Source organism: Nocardia sp. X0981, assembly GCF_977089955.1.
The window spans coordinates 2,918,987-2,933,905 of record NZ_OZ372435.1 but is presented as its reverse complement, the minus strand read 5'-3'; the positions used below and the strand labels follow the sequence as shown (position 1 = coordinate 2,933,905).

The 14,919-nt window shown below is 69.9% G+C and carries 14 protein-coding genes; 9 read left to right on the top strand and 5 right to left on the bottom strand.

Annotation, left to right across the window (positions count from 1 at the left end; all coding sequences use genetic code 11):
* Window positions 1-4: 4 nt before the first annotated feature.
* A complete protein-coding gene (locus tag ACYR7D_RS12765) occupies window positions 5-730 on the top strand; it encodes an AAA family ATPase (RefSeq protein WP_459549725.1) in 726 nt (241 codons plus the stop codon).
* A gap of 5 nt (window positions 731-735) precedes the next feature.
* Here ACYR7D_RS12765 and ACYR7D_RS12760 read toward each other — a convergent pair whose 3' ends face one another.
* Both ACYR7D_RS12760 and ACYR7D_RS12755 read right to left on the bottom strand, forming a co-directional pair.
* Window positions 736-1,677, bottom strand: coding sequence for a YegS/Rv2252/BmrU family lipid kinase (locus ACYR7D_RS12760; protein WP_459549724.1), 942 nt, complete (start codon window positions 1,675-1,677; stop codon window positions 736-738).
* Entirely contained in the window at window positions 1,674-3,251 is a 1,578-nt protein-coding gene (locus tag ACYR7D_RS12755; RefSeq protein ID WP_459550135.1) for an FAD-binding oxidoreductase, read from the bottom strand. The genes ACYR7D_RS12760 and ACYR7D_RS12755 overlap by 4 nt, the downstream gene beginning before the upstream one ends.
* Before the next feature lie 119 nt (window positions 3,252-3,370).
* Here ACYR7D_RS12755 and ACYR7D_RS12750 point away from each other — a divergent pair, with 119 nt between their 5' ends.
* Both ACYR7D_RS12750 and ACYR7D_RS12745 read left to right on the top strand, forming a co-directional pair.
* Window positions 3,371-3,982: a TetR/AcrR family transcriptional regulator gene (locus ACYR7D_RS12750; protein ID WP_459549723.1), complete on the top strand. Its 612-nt coding sequence runs from the start codon at window positions 3,371-3,373 to the stop codon at window positions 3,980-3,982.
* A 73-nt stretch (window positions 3,983-4,055) separates the two neighbouring features.
* Window positions 4,056-5,624, top strand: coding sequence for a glycerol-3-phosphate dehydrogenase/oxidase (locus tag ACYR7D_RS12745; protein ID WP_459549722.1), 1,569 nt, complete (start codon window positions 4,056-4,058; stop codon window positions 5,622-5,624).
* A 52-nt stretch (window positions 5,625-5,676) separates the two neighbouring features.
* Here the strand turns inward: ACYR7D_RS12745 and ACYR7D_RS12740 are convergent, their stop codons facing one another.
* Window positions 5,677-6,198 carry a GNAT family N-acetyltransferase gene (locus ACYR7D_RS12740; RefSeq protein ID WP_459549721.1) on the bottom strand — a complete coding sequence of 174 codons (522 nt, stop codon included), beginning with the start codon at window positions 6,196-6,198 and terminating at the stop codon, window positions 5,677-5,679.
* A 185-nt stretch (window positions 6,199-6,383) separates the two neighbouring features.
* Between ACYR7D_RS12740 and ACYR7D_RS12735 the strand changes: the two genes are divergently transcribed.
* The 3 genes from ACYR7D_RS12735 to fdhD are packed head-to-tail and all read left to right on the top strand — an operon-like array spanning window position 6,384 to window position 10,721.
* Window positions 6,384-7,526, top strand: coding sequence for an FHA domain-containing protein (locus tag ACYR7D_RS12735; protein ID WP_459549720.1), 1,143 nt, complete (start codon window positions 6,384-6,386; stop codon window positions 7,524-7,526).
* A gap of 49 nt (window positions 7,527-7,575) precedes the next feature.
* A complete protein-coding gene (locus ACYR7D_RS12730) occupies window positions 7,576-9,885 on the top strand; it encodes an FdhF/YdeP family oxidoreductase (protein ID WP_459549719.1) in 2,310 nt (769 codons plus the stop codon).
* The gene (gene fdhD / locus ACYR7D_RS12725; RefSeq protein WP_459549718.1) at window positions 9,882-10,721 is read left to right on the top strand and encodes a formate dehydrogenase accessory sulfurtransferase FdhD; all 840 of its coding nucleotides are present in this window, start codon (window positions 9,882-9,884) and stop codon (window positions 10,719-10,721) included. Before ACYR7D_RS12730 ends, fdhD begins: the two co-directional genes overlap by 4 nt.
* 48 nt (window positions 10,722-10,769) lie before the next feature.
* Here the strand turns inward: fdhD and ACYR7D_RS12720 are convergent, their stop codons facing one another.
* Window positions 10,770-11,939: an FAD-dependent monooxygenase gene (locus ACYR7D_RS12720; protein WP_459549717.1), complete on the bottom strand. Its 1,170-nt coding sequence runs from the start codon at window positions 11,937-11,939 to the stop codon at window positions 10,770-10,772.
* A 107-nt stretch (window positions 11,940-12,046) separates the two neighbouring features.
* On the opposite strand from ACYR7D_RS12720, the gene ACYR7D_RS12715 reads away from it, so the two are divergent.
* A complete protein-coding gene (locus ACYR7D_RS12715; RefSeq protein WP_459549716.1) occupies window positions 12,047-12,769 on the top strand; it encodes a TetR/AcrR family transcriptional regulator in 723 nt (240 codons plus the stop codon).
* 227 nt (window positions 12,770-12,996) lie between these two features.
* Here ACYR7D_RS12715 and mihF read toward each other — a convergent pair whose 3' ends face one another.
* The gene (gene mihF / locus ACYR7D_RS12710; protein ID WP_459549715.1) at window positions 12,997-13,311 is read right to left on the bottom strand and encodes an integration host factor, actinobacterial type; all 315 of its coding nucleotides are present in this window, start codon (window positions 13,309-13,311) and stop codon (window positions 12,997-12,999) included.
* A 452-nt stretch (window positions 13,312-13,763) separates the two neighbouring features.
* On the opposite strand from mihF, the gene ACYR7D_RS12705 reads away from it, so the two are divergent.
* Window positions 13,764-14,141 (top strand): nuclear transport factor 2 family protein, encoded by a 378-nt coding sequence (locus ACYR7D_RS12705; protein WP_459549714.1) that lies wholly within the window; start codon window positions 13,764-13,766, stop codon window positions 14,139-14,141.
* A gap of 206 nt (window positions 14,142-14,347) precedes the next feature.
* A complete protein-coding gene (locus tag ACYR7D_RS12700) occupies window positions 14,348-14,917 on the top strand; it encodes a carboxymuconolactone decarboxylase family protein (protein ID WP_459549713.1) in 570 nt (189 codons plus the stop codon).
* The last annotated feature ends 2 nt before the right edge of the window (window positions 14,918-14,919 follow it).

The window sequence follows — 14,919 nt, the reverse complement described above, 5'->3', positions numbered from 1 at the left end:
TGTCTTGCCGAAATCGATCTCACTGGGGACCCTGGACGGGGTGAACCCCCCGCTCGACTCCGTACCGCTGCATCCTCCCGAATCCCTTTTTCCGGAATCGGATTCGGATATCGTCCGCCCCCGGGCCGTCGACGATCTCCGGGGCCGGGCGACAAGGGAGCTACGGTACCCGGCAACCGCCGCAGTGATATTCGCCGGTATCCCGGGCGCGGGTAAGAGCACCGCGCTACGCAAACTCTTCGGCTCCGACCCCGAGGCCGAACGCGCGCCGCGCGGACCCGACGGTTCGGTGGTGCTCGATTCCATTCAGGCGCGTAACTCCTGGCGGCGCCGCCTGGCCTGGCTGCCGTACCCGCTGTGGCGGCCGGTGGTGCACATGGTGCATTTCAGCCGGATCCGGGCGGCACTGCGCGATCACTCCGGGCCGGTGGTCATCCACGACTGCGGCACCATCGGTCTCACCCGGCGGATACTGACCCGCTGGGCAGCCCGGCACGGGCGGGAACTGCACATGGTGCTGCTGGATGTGCCGGCGGCGATCGCCCGCGCCGACCAGTACGCGCGCGGCCGGCGGGTCGGCCGGCTGTCGTTCCGCTGGCATGTCCGGCACTGGAGACGACTGCTGAACCGGGTGGAGACCGGAGCGGGACCCCGCCCGGAACCCGCGTCCGTCGTGGTGTTCGACCGTATCGGTATCGACCGGCTGCGTAAGGTCCGGTTCGCCGCCTGAGCGGCTCACGGCGTCAGTACGGTCAATGCCCGTGGCGCGATACGCGCCGTCAGGGGTAGGTGCCCGGCCGGTTCCCCGTCCGCGGTGGCCGGGGCGCCGGGCGCGCTCAGCCGCAGTGTCCGCACCCGGTACCGGCTCACCGCGCGATGCTCGACCCGTTTACCCGACGAGAGCGCGGGCAGAAGACGCAGCAGTTCTCGATGCGGGACCTTACCGACGACCGTCACATCCAGTAGTCCGTCGTCGCAGCGGGCGTCCGGACAGATGAGCATCCCACCGCCGTAGGTGGTGGTGTTGCCCACCGCCACCAGCAGCGCCTCCGTCTCGACGACCTGATCGGGCCGGTCACCCCCGGCCAGTTCGATCCGGTAGGGCACCGCGGTGCCGTGCGTGATCTCCGCGATCGCGGCGAGGGTGTAGCGCAACGGTCCGCGCGGACGGCGCATCCGGTTGGCGCGCAACGTGACCCGGGCATCGAATCCGGTACAGGCGACGGTGGCGAACCACATGGGGTCGTGGCCGCCGGCTTCGATCCGGCCCAGATCGATACTGCGCGCGCGCCCATGCCGGACCAGTTCCGCGGCCGCGACCGGATCGTCGCCGATACCCAGTTCGCGCGCCAGGTCGTTACCGGTGCCCGCCGGTACCAGGGCCAGCGGCACACCCGAATGCGCCAGCGGCTCCAGGACCGTGGAGACCAGGCCGTCACCGCCGACACAGACCACAGCGTCGAGGTTTGCGCCGGTCACGATATCGGCCACCTGCTGCCGGGTTCCGGCGGCCGACGGCGCGTTGATCTCGGTGACCACCACACCACCCCGGTGCAGCAGCTCGACGACGGTATCCGCCGCGGCACGGGCCCGGCCCTGACCCGAGGAGGGATTGGTCACCACGGCGACCGCGCGCACCTCGCGGACGCCCGCGTCGCGGCGGGTGGCTTCGGTCATGGCAGCAGTGTGCCAGGGTTGAGGATGCCGGCCGGGTCGATTTCCCGTTTCACCGCGCGCAGTATCCGCACTCCCTGCTCGCCGATCTCGTCCGGCAGCCAGGCCCGGTGGTCGGCGCCGACGGCATGGTGATGGGTGATGGTGGCACCGGCGGCGGCGATGGCGTTCCCGGCGGCCGTCTTCGCGACTCGCCATTGGGCGAGGGGCTCGTCGAGCAGTTTCGCGACCACGGTGAAATAGAGCGAGGCGCCGGTCGGGTAGGTATGCGAGATATGGCACATGACCAGCGGCGGGGTCCCCTGGGCGGTCAGGGAATCGGTGAGCGCGGCGGTGACCGCTGCCCGGAGATTTTCCAGTTCGCGCCAGGTCGTGGCGGTTTCGAGGGTTTCACACAGCACCCCGGCGTCCAGCAGCGCGTCCCGCAGATAGGGTGCGGCGAACCGGCCGTGTTCCCAGTCGCGTGCGGGTCCGGCGCCGAGTTCGGTACCACCGGCCGCGCGCAGGAGTGCCGCGGCTTCGGCGCCCCGGGTGGCGATATGCGCGGCGGTGCCTTCGAAGGTGGTCACCGCGAGACACCCCGAGACGGAGGCGCCGCCGATATCGCCGGCCCGGGCGAGGTTCAACCCCGTTTCGGCCTCGTCCGACAAACGCAGCACGGTCGGGGCGGCACCGGTCTGCACGACCGTTCGCAGAGCGGCGGCACCGGTCGAGAAATCAGGGAAGGACCAGGCCATATGAGCGGTGGCCTCGGGTACCGGATGCACCCGCACCGTGACCTCGGTGAGTACACCGAGCGCGCCCTCGGAGCCGAGGAACAACTGGCGGAGATCGGGTCCGGCGGCAGAGGCGGGTGCCCGGCCCAGGTCCAGGGTTCCCGTGGGCGTGGCCACCCGGAGGCGCTGAACCATATCGTCGAAGCGCCCGTATCCCGCGGAGGCCTGACCGGACGAGCGGGTCGCGGCGAAACCGCCGATACTGGCGAATTCGAAGCTCTGCGGGAAATGGCCGAGCGACAGCCCGTACGCGGCCAGTAGCTCTTCGGCACGCGGCCCGGTGACACCCGCGCCGAAAGTAGCCGTCCCCGAGAGCGGATCGCAGTCGATCAGCGTGTCGAGCCGGCGCAGATCCAGGGCGATCACACTCTCGAACCGGCCGCGCACCGGGTCGAGACCGCCGACCACACTGGTACCCCCGCCGAACGGCACCACGGCGATCCCCTCCGCGGAGCAGTATTCGAGTACTGCGCAGACCTGCTGATGGCCGGCGGGCCGGACCACCGCGTCCGGCGCGTCCTGCGGGGCCGGATCCCGGCGGCGCAGGAGATCGGGGGTGCTCTTCCCGCCCGCGTGCCGGAGCCGAGCGGCGTGCTCGGTGGAGATATGGGCCGCACCCACCAGATCCGCCAGACCGGACCGCCGGGCCGCGGAGAGGACCGACGGTCGCAGCGCCACATCGCCCTCGGCACGACGCGTCGCGATCTTCCCGGAGACGCCGAACACCTGAGTGAGCAGACCGCGGATCTGCTCGGGCAGCGGTGTGTGGCCGGCGGGTACACCCCAGGCGTCCCACACCATATCGATTCGTCCCGCGCCGGGGCCCGCGGCCGCCCGGGGTCCGGCTTGCTCCTCGGTCATGCGTTACAGTTTTACATGTTCTGTCAAGCAGTAAACAGTGGTGGAAGACTGAGTCGAAGATGCGGTCGGAATCGGCACCCCCCGAAGACAGCTCCGTGGAACGGACGATCCTGGACGCGGCACGCGAATGCGTGGCCGAATTCGGGGTCCGGCGGACAACCCTCACCGAAGTGGCCCGCCGGGCCGGAGTGAGCCGGCCCACGGTCTATCGACGCTGGCCCGACAGCCGTGCGCTCATCGCCGAACTGCTCGTACGCGAACTACGCGGCATCATCACCGCGGCGATGCCCGGATCGGGCCCGGCGCGCGCCCGGCTGATCGCCGGTGTGGTGACGGGTGCGGCCCAGGTCCGGGCGAATCCGCTGTTCGGCAAGATCTTCCGCACCGATACGGACCTGATGCTGACCTATGTCTTCGGGCGTCTGGGCCGCAATCAGCGGCATCTGCTGGAGCTGTTCGCCGCGGAGATCCGGGCGGGCCAGGCCGACGGATCGGTGCGCGCCGGTGACCCCGGGCAACTGGCGGCCATGATGCTGCTGATCGCACAGTCCACGGTGCAGTCCGCGGCCACGGTCGCCGATCTGCTCGACGGGTCCGCCATGGACACCGAGCTCCACCACGCCCTCGATACCTATCTCGCGCCCGGAGCACCCTCGCCCAGGAAGGAGTAGCGCGCGGCGACCAACGGACACGGCCCGGCCGCGTTCCGTCCCCACCCCGGGTGGGGAGCCGCGCCGAGAACATATGGCCGGAAAGACTTCCGCAACCGGCGGTCCGAGCGCGACCGCCGGGTCCGCGTTGAACGCCCACCGCCGCACGGCCGAACTCACCGCCCTCGGTGACGAGCCGTCCGTGGATCTGCTGGTCGTCGGTGGCGGCGTGACCGGCGCCGGGGTCGCGCTCGACGCGGCCACCCGGGGACTGCGCACCGTCCTGGTGGAACAACACGATCTGGCGCACGGCACCAGCCGGTGGAGTTCGAAACTGGTGCACGGCGGACTGCGCTATCTGGCGAGCGGGAAGATCGGTATCGCCCGCGAGAGCGCGGCGGAGCGCGGTCTCCTGCTGCGCAACGCGCCCCATCTGGTGCGGCCGTTACCCCAACTGGTGCCGCTGCTGCCCGGTATCGACCGCCCGGCACGAACGCTGATCCGGGTGGGTTTCCTGGCCGGGGACGCCCTGCGGGCCGGCGCGGGCACACCGGCCGCGCTGCTACCGCGGTCGCGGCGGGTGACCCGGGCCGAAGCGCTGCGACTGGCGCCGACAGTGCGCCGAGAGGGGTTGCGCGGCGGGTTGCAGGCCTGGGACGGGCAACTGGTCGACGACGCCCGGCTGGTGGTCGCGCTGGCCCGGACCGCGGCGGCGCACGGCGCCACCGTACTCACCCGGGTGGCCGCCGAGGCGGTCACCGGGGACGGGGCCACCCTGCGCGATACCCGGACCGGGGAGACGCTCACCGTCCGCGCCGCGGCCGTGATCAACGCGACGGGGGTCTGGGCGGACCGGGTCGACTCGAGCATCTCCCTGCGCCCGAGCCGCGGTACCCACCTGGTGTTCGATGCCGCGGCATTCGGCGGGCTGAGCGCGGCGCTGACTGTCCCGGTCCCCGGTTCCACCGGTCGTTTCGTCTTCGCCCTGCCCGCCCCGCACGGGCGCGTGTACCTGGGACTCACCGACGAGGACGCGCCCGGCCCGGTGCCCGACGAACCGCGTCCCACCGAACCGGAGATCGATTTCCTGCTCGATACCGTGAACACCGTCCTGCGTATCCCGCTCACCCACAGCGATATCCGGGGCAGCTACGCCGGACTGCGCCCGCTGCTGCGCACCGGCGGCGAGAACACCGCCGATATCTCCCGCGAACACGCGGTTCTCACCGCGCCGAACGGCGTGATCACCGTGGTGGGTGGCAAACTCACCACCTACCGCAAGATGGCGCAGGACGCGGTGGACACGGCCGTGGCGCACAGGTTCCCGGCCGCGGGGCCGTGCCGCACCACCGATCTTCCGCTCGTCGGCGCGGTGACCGGCGCCGCCCGGGATCGGCTGGCCGCAGCACCCCTGCTGATCGAACGCTACGGCGCCGAAGCCCCGTACCTCGCCGCTCTCGCCGCCGCGAACCCGGAGCTGGCGGGGCCGGTGGCTCCCGGTATGGATGTGCTGGCGGCGGAGTTCGTGTGGTCGCTCACCCGGGAAGGCGCCCTCGATGCCGACGACCTCCTGGACCGGCGCACCCGCATCGGCCTGATCGCGGCCGACCGGGCGGCCGCCCACCCAGCGGCCGCGGCGGCGGTGGCCGCCTGGCGGCAATAGAGCCGTAGCCGGTAGGCGGCAGCAGAACCGTTACCGCCCCGTGGCAGTGGAGTCAGGCGTACTCCCAGGCGTCGACCTCGGCGCGCATACAGGCGCGCGGCCACCGGTCCAAGCCGTGGGCGACCTCGGCGGCGCGCAAGGCCCGCAGCTGCGGGGTCTCCTCGGCGCGGTCCAGGTAGCGGAAGCCGAGACGCTGGTAATACGGCCCGTTCCACGGAACCTCGGTGAAGGTGGTCAGGGTCGTCGCGGGCAGCCGGTGCGCGGCGGCCCAGCGGAACGCGCGGTCGATGAGGCCGCGGCCGATCCGCGCGCCCCGGTACCGGGGTAGTACCGACACCTGCTCGATATGGGCGTTCCCGTCGACCGTGGCGGCGATCAGGTACCCCACCGGGCCGGCTCCGTCGAGCTCCCGGACCCAGGCGCGACCGTCCTCGACGAATTCCCGCAGCACCGCCGCGGCGAGCGGTTCGTCGCAGGCCACCGCGTCCATCCCCGCCGCGGCGAAGGGCTCCGCGGCCCGCACCTCGATATCCCGCAGCACCGGAATATCCGCGAACCGCGCCGGCCGGATCATGCGGTGACCCGGGGGGTGCGGCCACCCGAAGCGCTGAATGGCATATGTCCTTCCTCCGGTTCCGGTACGGCGTCGCCTACCCGAACGATATCCCCCACCGGGCGATCCGTGGCCTCCGTCCCGGGGACCGGGTAACGGGCTCGCATCTATGCTGGATCCGGTGGTGCACCAGGAAGGAGCCGCGGGTGCGCGTTGATACGTCCACCATAGGTATCGCGCCAGGTGAAGGCCTGGTCGCGCGCTTCGGTGATGTCGTGATCTATCTTGTGGGCGCCAATGCCTCGACCGAGCGGATACTCGGCGCGGTGGAAGCGGTGGCGAACGCCGAGCATCCGGGAGCCGCCATCGCGCAGCGGCTGGCCGCCGTCGTCTTCGGCACCGGATCGGAGCCGCCACCGTTCGGACTGGTGGCCCCGGCCGCCGACGGCACGCTCGTGCTGTTGCGCGGCCCCGTATCGGCCATGATCTCCGGTGCCGAGGGCTCCCGGCGGCTCGTCGGCGCCCGCGCGTTCACCTGGGTCGACGAGATCGTGCGCGATCCGGTGCGCACTCTCGCGGTGGGCCCGGGAATCGACTCGCAGATCACCCCGTACCCCCGTACCGACCTGCGCGCCGGCGTGGTGCCCGGCGGCGGTTTCGTCATCCGGGCCGCGGTACGCACGAGCAAGAAGAAGCAGGACCGAACCCCCGCGCGGTCCGCCCGGTCGTCCGGGGCCGCCGCGGAGGGCGCCACCTACGAACCTCCCGCGACGGCCCCGGCGGGTCTGGCCGCGAGCGAACCCGAAGCCGAGGCGATAGCGGGGCCGCGCACCGGCCTCGCCGAACCCCCCGCCCCGGAACCACTGCCCGGTACCCAGGCCTGGTCGGCGGCGCCGGCGCCGCTGCGCGGCACAGTGGAACCGATCCGGCTGCGCAAGGAGCCCGCCCGGCCCCATCTGCGCGCGGGCCGGTCGCACACCACCGAACAGCGGCAACCGGCCGCGCCCGCCCTGGTCGCGGAGGACGGGACCGCCTATCCGCTGGACCGCGCCTACGTCATCGGCCGCGGCCCCTCGGTGGACGAATCGGTGCGCCGCAATACCGCCGCCCCGCTGGTACTCCAGCGCGACCGGCATATCTCCCGGGTCCACGCCTACCTCTCGGTCGACGCCGGCAAGGTGTTCCTCCGCGACGCCGGTACCGCGGCCGGTACTTTCGTCTCCACCCCCGGGGAACCCCGCTGGACCAGGATCAGCCAGTCACCCACCGAGTTGCCGCCCGGCGGCCGTATCCGGATCAGCGAACAGGTACTCACCTACCATCCCGATCATCCGCACGGCTCGGCCTGAGCGACCCGTCCGGCGGACGGCCCCGGCGCGCGCAGCGCACAATGGCGGTATGCATCGCAACGGCCCGACCCACGATATCGACGAGTCAGCGCTGACCGTCACTCCGCCGAAAGAGCAGGCGGCCGGGGTCCGGGCGGTCGCCGTCGCACTGCAGCGGGCGGTCGCCGATATGGGTGTGGCGCGCACCGCGCGGACACTCGCCCGGGTGAATCAGGTCCACGGGTTCGATTGCCCGGGTTGCGCCTGGCCGGAGCCGACCGGGCACCGCCGGCTCGCGGAGTTCTGTGAGAACGGCGCCAAGGCCGTCGCCGAGGAAGCGACGGTGAACACGGTGGGACCGGAGTTCTTCGCCGAACATTCGATCGCCGAGCTCGCGGAGAAGTCCGGGTACTGGCTGGGCCGGCAGGGGCGTCTCACCCACCCCATGGTGCTGCGGCCGGGTGATACCCATTACTCCCCCATCGGATGGGACGAGGCCTATCGTCTCGTCGCCGATCACCTGCGGGCGCTGGACTCCCCCGACGAGGCGGTGTTCTACACCTCCGGCCGCACCGCCAACGAAACGGCGTTCCTGTACCAGCTGCTGGTGCGTAGTTTCGGTACGAACAACCTGCCCGACTGCAGCAATATGTGCCACGAGTCCTCGGGTACCGCCCTGACCGGCTCCATCGGGATCGGCAAGGGGTCGGTCACCATCGACGATTTCGCCGCCGCCGATCTGATCCTGGTGGCCGGGCAGAATCCGGGCACCAACCACCCGCGGATGCTCAGTGCCCTCGCCGATGCCAAGAAGTCGGGGGCCCGGATCATCGCGATCAACCCGCTGCCGGAGACCGGGCTGATCGCGTTCCGCGATCCGCAGACCGTGCGGGGCCTCACCACCGGCGTGGATATCGCCGACGATTTCCTGCAGATCCGGCTCGGCGGCGATATGGCGCTCTTCCAGGGCCTGGCGAAACTCCTGTTCGAGGCGGAGGACCGGGCACCCGGCACGGTGCTGGACCGCGCCTTCATCGACGCCCACACCGCCGGATTCGCCGGCTACGAACGACATATCCGCGCCGTCGACCTCGATACGGTGTGCGAGGCCACCGGTCTCACCCGCGCCGAGCTCGAACACACGGCCGGATTGCTGGCCCGCTCGCGGAGCACGATCGTGTGCTGGGCCATGGGTCTCACCCAGCACACCCACGCGGTGGCCACGATCGAGGAGGTCACCAATCTGCTGCTGGCCCGTGGCATGATCGGCAAACCCGGCGCCGGTCTCTGCCCGGTACGCGGGCATTCCAATGTGCAGGGCGATCGCACCATGGGTATCTGGGAGCGGGTTCCCGAATCGTTCCTCGCCGCGCTCGATCGCGAATTCGGTATCACCAGCCCGCGCGCCCACGGGTTCGATACCGTCGCCGCCATCCGCGCCCTGCGCGACGGCCGGGCCCGGGTCTTCGTCGGTATGGGCGGTAATTTCGTCTCCGCCACCCCCGATACCGCGGTCACCGAAGCGGCACTGCGCGGTTGTTCTCTCACCGTCCAGATTTCGACCAAGCTCAATCGCAGCCATGTGGTCCACGGCGCCACCGCGCTCATCCTGCCCACCTTGGGCCGCACCGATCTGGATGTGCGGAACGGCGTACGACAGCAGGTGTCGGTGGAGGATTCGATGTCCATGGTGCACCTGTCCACCGGGCGGCTGCGCCCGGTGAGCACGGAACTGCGCAGCGAGGTCGCCATCGTCTGCGAACTGGCCCGCGAACTCCTGGGGCCCGGTCATCCGGTGCCGTGGGAACAATTCCGTGACGACTACGACCGGATCCGCGATGCCATCGCCCGCGTGGTGCCCGGCTGCGCCGATTACAACACCCGGGTCCGGCAGCGCAACGGCTTCGTCCTGCCCCATCCACCGCGCGATACCCGCGAGTTCCGCACCGCCACCGGGAAGGCCAATTTCGCGGTGAACCCACTGAGCTGGGTACCGGTACCGCCGGGGCGGCTGATCCTGCAGACGCTGCGCAGTCACGACCAGTACAACACCACCATCTACGGCCTCGACGATCGCTATCGCGGCGTACGCGACGGCCGCCGGGTCGTGCTGGTGCACGCCGACGATATCGCCGAACTCGGTTTCCGTGACGGTGATCTCGTCGATCTGGTCTCGGAGTGGCCGGACGGCGCCGACCGCCGGGTGGAGGGCTTCCGCCTGGTCGCCTATTCGACGCCCCGGGGCAACGCGGCCGCCTACTACCCCGAGACCAATCCGCTGGTCCCGCTGGACCATGTGGCCGCGCGGTCGAACACCCCCGTATCCAAGGCGATCACCGTCCGTCTCGAACCCCATACCCACCGCACCGGCCCCCGATGAGCAGAGTCACCGCACGACGCCGGATGCGACGTATCACCGCGTCCGGCGAGATAATCCGCCCCGATACCCTGGCCGTCGAAGAACCGCTGGAGATCCGGGTGCGCGGCGAATCGCTCACCGTCACCATGCGCACCCCCGGTCACGATATCGACCTGGTGCACGGGTTCCTGTTCGGGGAAACGCTGATCACCGAAGCGGCCGATATCCACACCGCCCGCTACTGCGCCGGTACCGACGACGCGGGCCGCAACACCTACAACGTCCTCGATGTGGGCCTGCACGCTCCCGTCGCCCTACCGGCCCGCCCGTTCCTCACCACCGGCGCGTGTGGTCTCTGCGGGCGCACCGCGCTCGACGAGGTCCGGTTGCGCACCCGCCATCCCCTTCCGCCTCCGCAACCGCTGCTCGACGCCGCCGTACTGGCCGCTCTACCGGACGCCCTGCGCAGCCGCCAGTCGGTATTCGACGCCACGGGTGGTCTGCACGCCGCGGGTCTGTTCACTCCCGACGGCACCGTGCTCGCCGTCCGCGAGGACATCGGCCGGCACAATGCCGTGGACAAGGTGATCGGCTGGGCCCTGCGGGAGGACCGTATCCCCGCCACCGATCTGGTTCTCGTCGTCAGCGGCCGCGCCTCGTTCGAGCTCGCCCAGAAAGCGGTTCTGGCCGGCATCCCCGTTCTGGCGGCGGTCTCGGCACCCAGTTCGCTGGCGGTGGATCTGGCCGCCGAATCCGGGCTCACCCTGGCGGGTTTCGTCCGCGGCGACACCATGAACGTCTACACCCACCCCGAACGCATCCGGTCCTGCCCGGCGCCGCCCGAGCGCGGCGCCTGATTCCCGGAGCGCCCGGTTCCGGCCGCCCGGCCCGGTGGGTGGGCCGGTTCATCGCGTCGGCAGAGCCGAATAGCCGGCCAGATCCACATCGTTCTCGGCGGCGGCATACCGGTTCATCAGTTCGAACCAGCGGGACCCCAGGAACCAGTTCCGCAGCCGGAGACCGTAGGCGGTCTTCGGTGCCAGGAAGCGGCCGGGACTGCTGTTGCCCGCGATCGCGCTGTAGGAGCGCATGATCCGGTCGTATCGGGCGAAGGCCGCCGTGTGGTCGCCGTCGGCGGCGGCGAGTTCGCTCGCCAGGACATAGGCGCCCACGACCGCCTGACCGGTCCCGAAACCGGCCAGGGTATTGCCGTAGGCACTGTCGCCGACCAGCGCGACCCGTCCGGACACACAACTGTGCAGGCGCACCTGCGCGAGCGCGTCCAGATAGAACTCCTCGCACTCCGCCAGTTCCGCGAGCATCTCCGATACCTGCCGGCCCATTCCCGCGAAGCGTTCGGTGAGCACACAGCGCTGCTCGGCTTCGTCGGCGAAATCGCGTTCGGGCGCCGCGAACATGTACAGCTGCTGCGCTTTCGGCCCGCCGCGAACCGCGAGCCGGCCGGGGGCGGCGTAGGCGTAGGTGATCCGGCGGCGCGGGCCACTACCGTCCTCGTCCGCAGGTGGAGCCCCGGCTATCGCGTAGTAGTAGCCGCGGTGGCGGACGAATTGCCGTTCGGGGCCGAAAACCAGCCGGCGCACCCGTGAGTGGATACCGTCCGCGCCCACGACCAGATCGAACCGGTCCGCCGGACCGTGCTCGAATTCGGCCTCGATACCGTTTCCGGTGTCGTGGAGCGCGCCGATCGAGTTCCCGAAGAGGTAGGTGCTGCGTGCCGCCGTGCGCGCGTAGAGGATCTCGGCCAGATCGCCGCGCAGGATCTCGATATCGCCGCCGGTGAAGTCGCCCGAGAGACGCGCGCGCTCGCGGCCGTTCTCGTCGAGGAAGACCATATCGGTCGCCCCGGTGCTGCGTTGCCGGATGTCGTCGTAGATCCCCATCCGCTCCAGCACGGCGCGTTGCGCCGGGCCCTTGAAATCGACCGCCTGCCCACCCGGCCGCAGGGCCGGGGCGCGTTCCACGACCGTGACATCGAATCCGTAGCGGTCGAGCCAGTACGCGAGGGCGGGACCGGCGATGCTCGCGCCGGAGACGAGGACGGTTCGGTTGCGCATGGAACTCCGTTCACCGATCTGCGTCCACCGGAAACTGTTTCCGGTGGACGCAGATCAGCGTATGGTAGACACAGTTTCACGTCAATCCCCTCCCCGAAAGGCGCCCGATGGCGACATCGACCGTGCTCGAGCTGCTCTGGGGGATCGATCGCCGCCCGACCCGCGGTCCCAAACCCACACTGTCCCGGGCGGCGATCATCGAGGAAGCGATGGAGCTGGCCGATCACGAGGGGCTGACCGGGCTGTCCATGCAACGCCTGGCCGACCGGCTCGGCTATACGAAGATGTCGCTGTACCGCCACCTGCCCGGCAAGACCGAACTGACGGCATTGATGGTGGAAGCGGCCCTGGGGGAGCCGCCCGCACTCGACACCACGGGCCCGCACCCATGGCGATCCGGCCTGCGGTCGTGGGCACTGCACACCTACGAGCGGTACCGGCGCCATCCCTGGGTGATGGAACTACTCGTCGGGGCACGCCCACTCGGCCCCAACGAACTGGGCTGGACGGAGGCGGCGCTGCGCGCGACAGCCGATACCGCCCTCACCGGGCCCGAACGCCTGGACACCGTCGTAGTACTGAACGGGCATGTACGCAGCCTCGCCCAGCAGCTCGTCGGACCCGGTACCGCGGAGGAGGATTTCACTCGCGCGATGGCAGCGGCACTCGAACTGTCCGGGGATCGATTCCCCCAGATCCTCGGGGCGATCGCCGAAGCCCCCCGCGACGCCGGCGCTCACCAGCGCGATGCCGCGCTGGAATTCGGCATTCACCGCATTCTCGACGGCGTGGCGGCGCTACTCGCCGAGCGCGGCGGCACCGGAATCTGACATCCATCCTCCGGCCGCATACCCCCAGCCGGATCCCCTTGCCCGCGGCGAGCCGGGACGGTTCCGAGGATCCGGTCGCACCCGCCGCGGTACCCACACCCGGCCCACGGGCCGGGTGAACCACTCGGATCGCCGCGGCGGACCGGCCGGGCCATGCCGGTCGCATCATCGCCCGACCGGCTCGGCCACGATCCGAGTTCGGAGCGTCCACCGGACGCTCCACCTCCTCAGTTGGACAGGGCTTCCAGCAGCGCCGCGCGCTGACGAGCACCGAGGCCGCCGATCCGGCGGTCCTCCGGGATATCCGCCTGGTCCATCAGCTTGGCGGCCTTGACCGGACCGACGCCCGGCAGCGCCTTGATCACGGCGACCACCTTCGTCTTCTTGACCAGTTCATCGCTATCGGCCTTGCGCAGCAGGTCGGCCACCGAGATCTTGCCGTCTTTCACCTGACCGATCAGTTCGGAGCGCGCCTTGCGCACCGCCGCCGCCTTGGCCAGAGCCTCCGTGCGTTGTTCCGCGGTCATCGTTGGCAGTGCCATATCTCCTCCGCTTTCACTTATCGCTCGAACATCTGGTTGACCGGGTCGATTCAACATCACAATACCGACACCGAACGGCCGACACACCGTCTGTACCTGCAGTCATAGCATTGATTTCTCAATGCCTACCGGGAGCCGGAGCCGAAGTCGGGCACACACCCCGCCGAGGTCACCTACCCGAGCCTGTGAAACACGTAACATTTGCGCCGCGCTGCGCGACACCCAGAACAGACGCACGACTTGCACGGCGGCGATGCAACGACGCACCGAGGGGTCAACGGAGATACCCGCCCGCCATGCAAGGTCAGCGTCGTCACCAGGTATTTCCGGACCATATCCCGAGGGAAGACACCGGCGCGCCCGCGGAGTACGGCGCGCGACCCCTGCCCCCGCCCGTACACACCTGCTACTCTGCCGAATTAGAACACGTTTCATTTTGCGAGGAGCTGGTGATGGCACGGGAGATCCGCGACGTAGTCGAACACTATGTGAAGCTCGTCGGTTCGGGGCCGACCGAGGAGATCGTCGCCCTCTACGCACCCGATGCCGTCGTCGAGGACCCGATCGGCACCGAGCCGAAACACGGCCACGACGCCATCCGCGCGTTCTACGACGTGATCGCGAGCCTGGACCGCGAAACCAGCCTCGCCCCGGAAACCGTCCGGATCGCCGGCAACCATGCCGCCTTCGTCTTCACCCTGGTCACCAGGGCAGGTGGCCGGCGGATGACGCTGAGTCCCATCGATGTCATGGAATTCGACGACGAGGGCCGCATCACCCGGATGCGCGCCTACTGGGGTGCCGACGATATGAGCGTCGAACCCGAATGAGCCGCGATACGGCGAGTCGGCGTCGTTGAGCCGCCGGCTCCGAAGCCGTCCACGTCCGGCCCTGGCCCCCATCCGGTACCCGGCCTGACCTGGGAGTCGAGCCCGGACGACGCCGGGCCGTCACCACGGAAGCCCCCGAGCGTCACGCCGCGGGCAGCTGCCTCGTCCAGGTTGTAGAGATATGACCGACCTCAGGAGGAGAGCCGATGAGTACTTCCCGTATCCCCGCTGTGGCGCCGGAAGACGCCGGACTGCTGACCAAGGTGATGTACTGGTTCGCCCGGCGCAAAGTGGGTGAGGTGCCGGAACCGTTCGCCGTCGGTGCCCACCACACCGGCATCCTGATCGCCAGCGGTATACACGAAATGGCCGCCGAGAAGGTGTCGAAGAAGCTGCCCGCCAATATTCGCGAGATCGCGGTCTATCGCACGGCCTGGACCATCGGCTGCTCCTGGTGCGTGGACTTCGGCACCATGCTGCAACGACTGGACGGATTGGATATCGCCCGGCTCCAGCACATCGCCGAATACGAGACCTCACCGCACTACACCGACGACGAACGCGCGGCCATCGCCTACGCCGACGCCATGACCGCCACCCCGATGACCGTGACGGACGAGCAGGTCGCCGATCTGGAGAACCGGTTCGGGCGGGCCGGCGTCATCGAACTGACCTATCAGATCGCCCTGGAGAACTCCCGGGCCCGCAACAACCACGCCCTCGGCATCACCGCTCAGGGGTTCAGCACCGATTCCTGCCGGGTGCCGTGGGCCTGAGG

Excerpts from the sequence above, each read along its gene's own strand:
- ACYR7D_RS12760 (WP_459549724.1), bottom strand. The coding sequence starts at position 1,677 with ATGACCGAAGCCACCCGCCGCGACGCGGGCGTCCGCGAGGTGCGCGCG.
- ACYR7D_RS12755 (WP_459550135.1), bottom strand. The coding sequence starts at position 3,251 with ATGGTGTGGGACGCCTGGGGTGTACCCGCCGGCCACACACCGCTGCCC.
- ACYR7D_RS12750 (WP_459549723.1), top strand. The coding sequence starts at position 3,371 with ATGCGGTCGGAATCGGCACCCCCCGAAGACAGCTCCGTGGAACGGACG.
- ACYR7D_RS12745 (WP_459549722.1), top strand. The coding sequence starts at position 4,056 with ATGGCCGGAAAGACTTCCGCAACCGGCGGTCCGAGCGCGACCGCCGGG.
- ACYR7D_RS12740 (WP_459549721.1), bottom strand. The coding sequence starts at position 6,198 with ATGATCCGGCCGGCGCGGTTCGCGGATATTCCGGTGCTGCGGGATATC.
- ACYR7D_RS12730 (WP_459549719.1), top strand. The coding sequence starts at position 7,576 with ATGCATCGCAACGGCCCGACCCACGATATCGACGAGTCAGCGCTGACC.
- fdhD (WP_459549718.1), top strand. The coding sequence starts at position 9,882 with ATGAGCAGAGTCACCGCACGACGCCGGATGCGACGTATCACCGCGTCC.
- ACYR7D_RS12720 (WP_459549717.1), bottom strand. The coding sequence starts at position 11,939 with ATGCGCAACCGAACCGTCCTCGTCTCCGGCGCGAGCATCGCCGGTCCC.
- ACYR7D_RS12715 (WP_459549716.1), top strand. The coding sequence starts at position 12,047 with ATGGCGACATCGACCGTGCTCGAGCTGCTCTGGGGGATCGATCGCCGC.
- mihF (WP_459549715.1), bottom strand. The coding sequence starts at position 13,311 with ATGGCACTGCCAACGATGACCGCGGAACAACGCACGGAGGCTCTGGCC.
- ACYR7D_RS12705 (WP_459549714.1), top strand. The coding sequence starts at position 13,764 with ATGGCACGGGAGATCCGCGACGTAGTCGAACACTATGTGAAGCTCGTC.
- ACYR7D_RS12700 (WP_459549713.1), top strand. The coding sequence starts at position 14,348 with ATGAGTACTTCCCGTATCCCCGCTGTGGCGCCGGAAGACGCCGGACTG.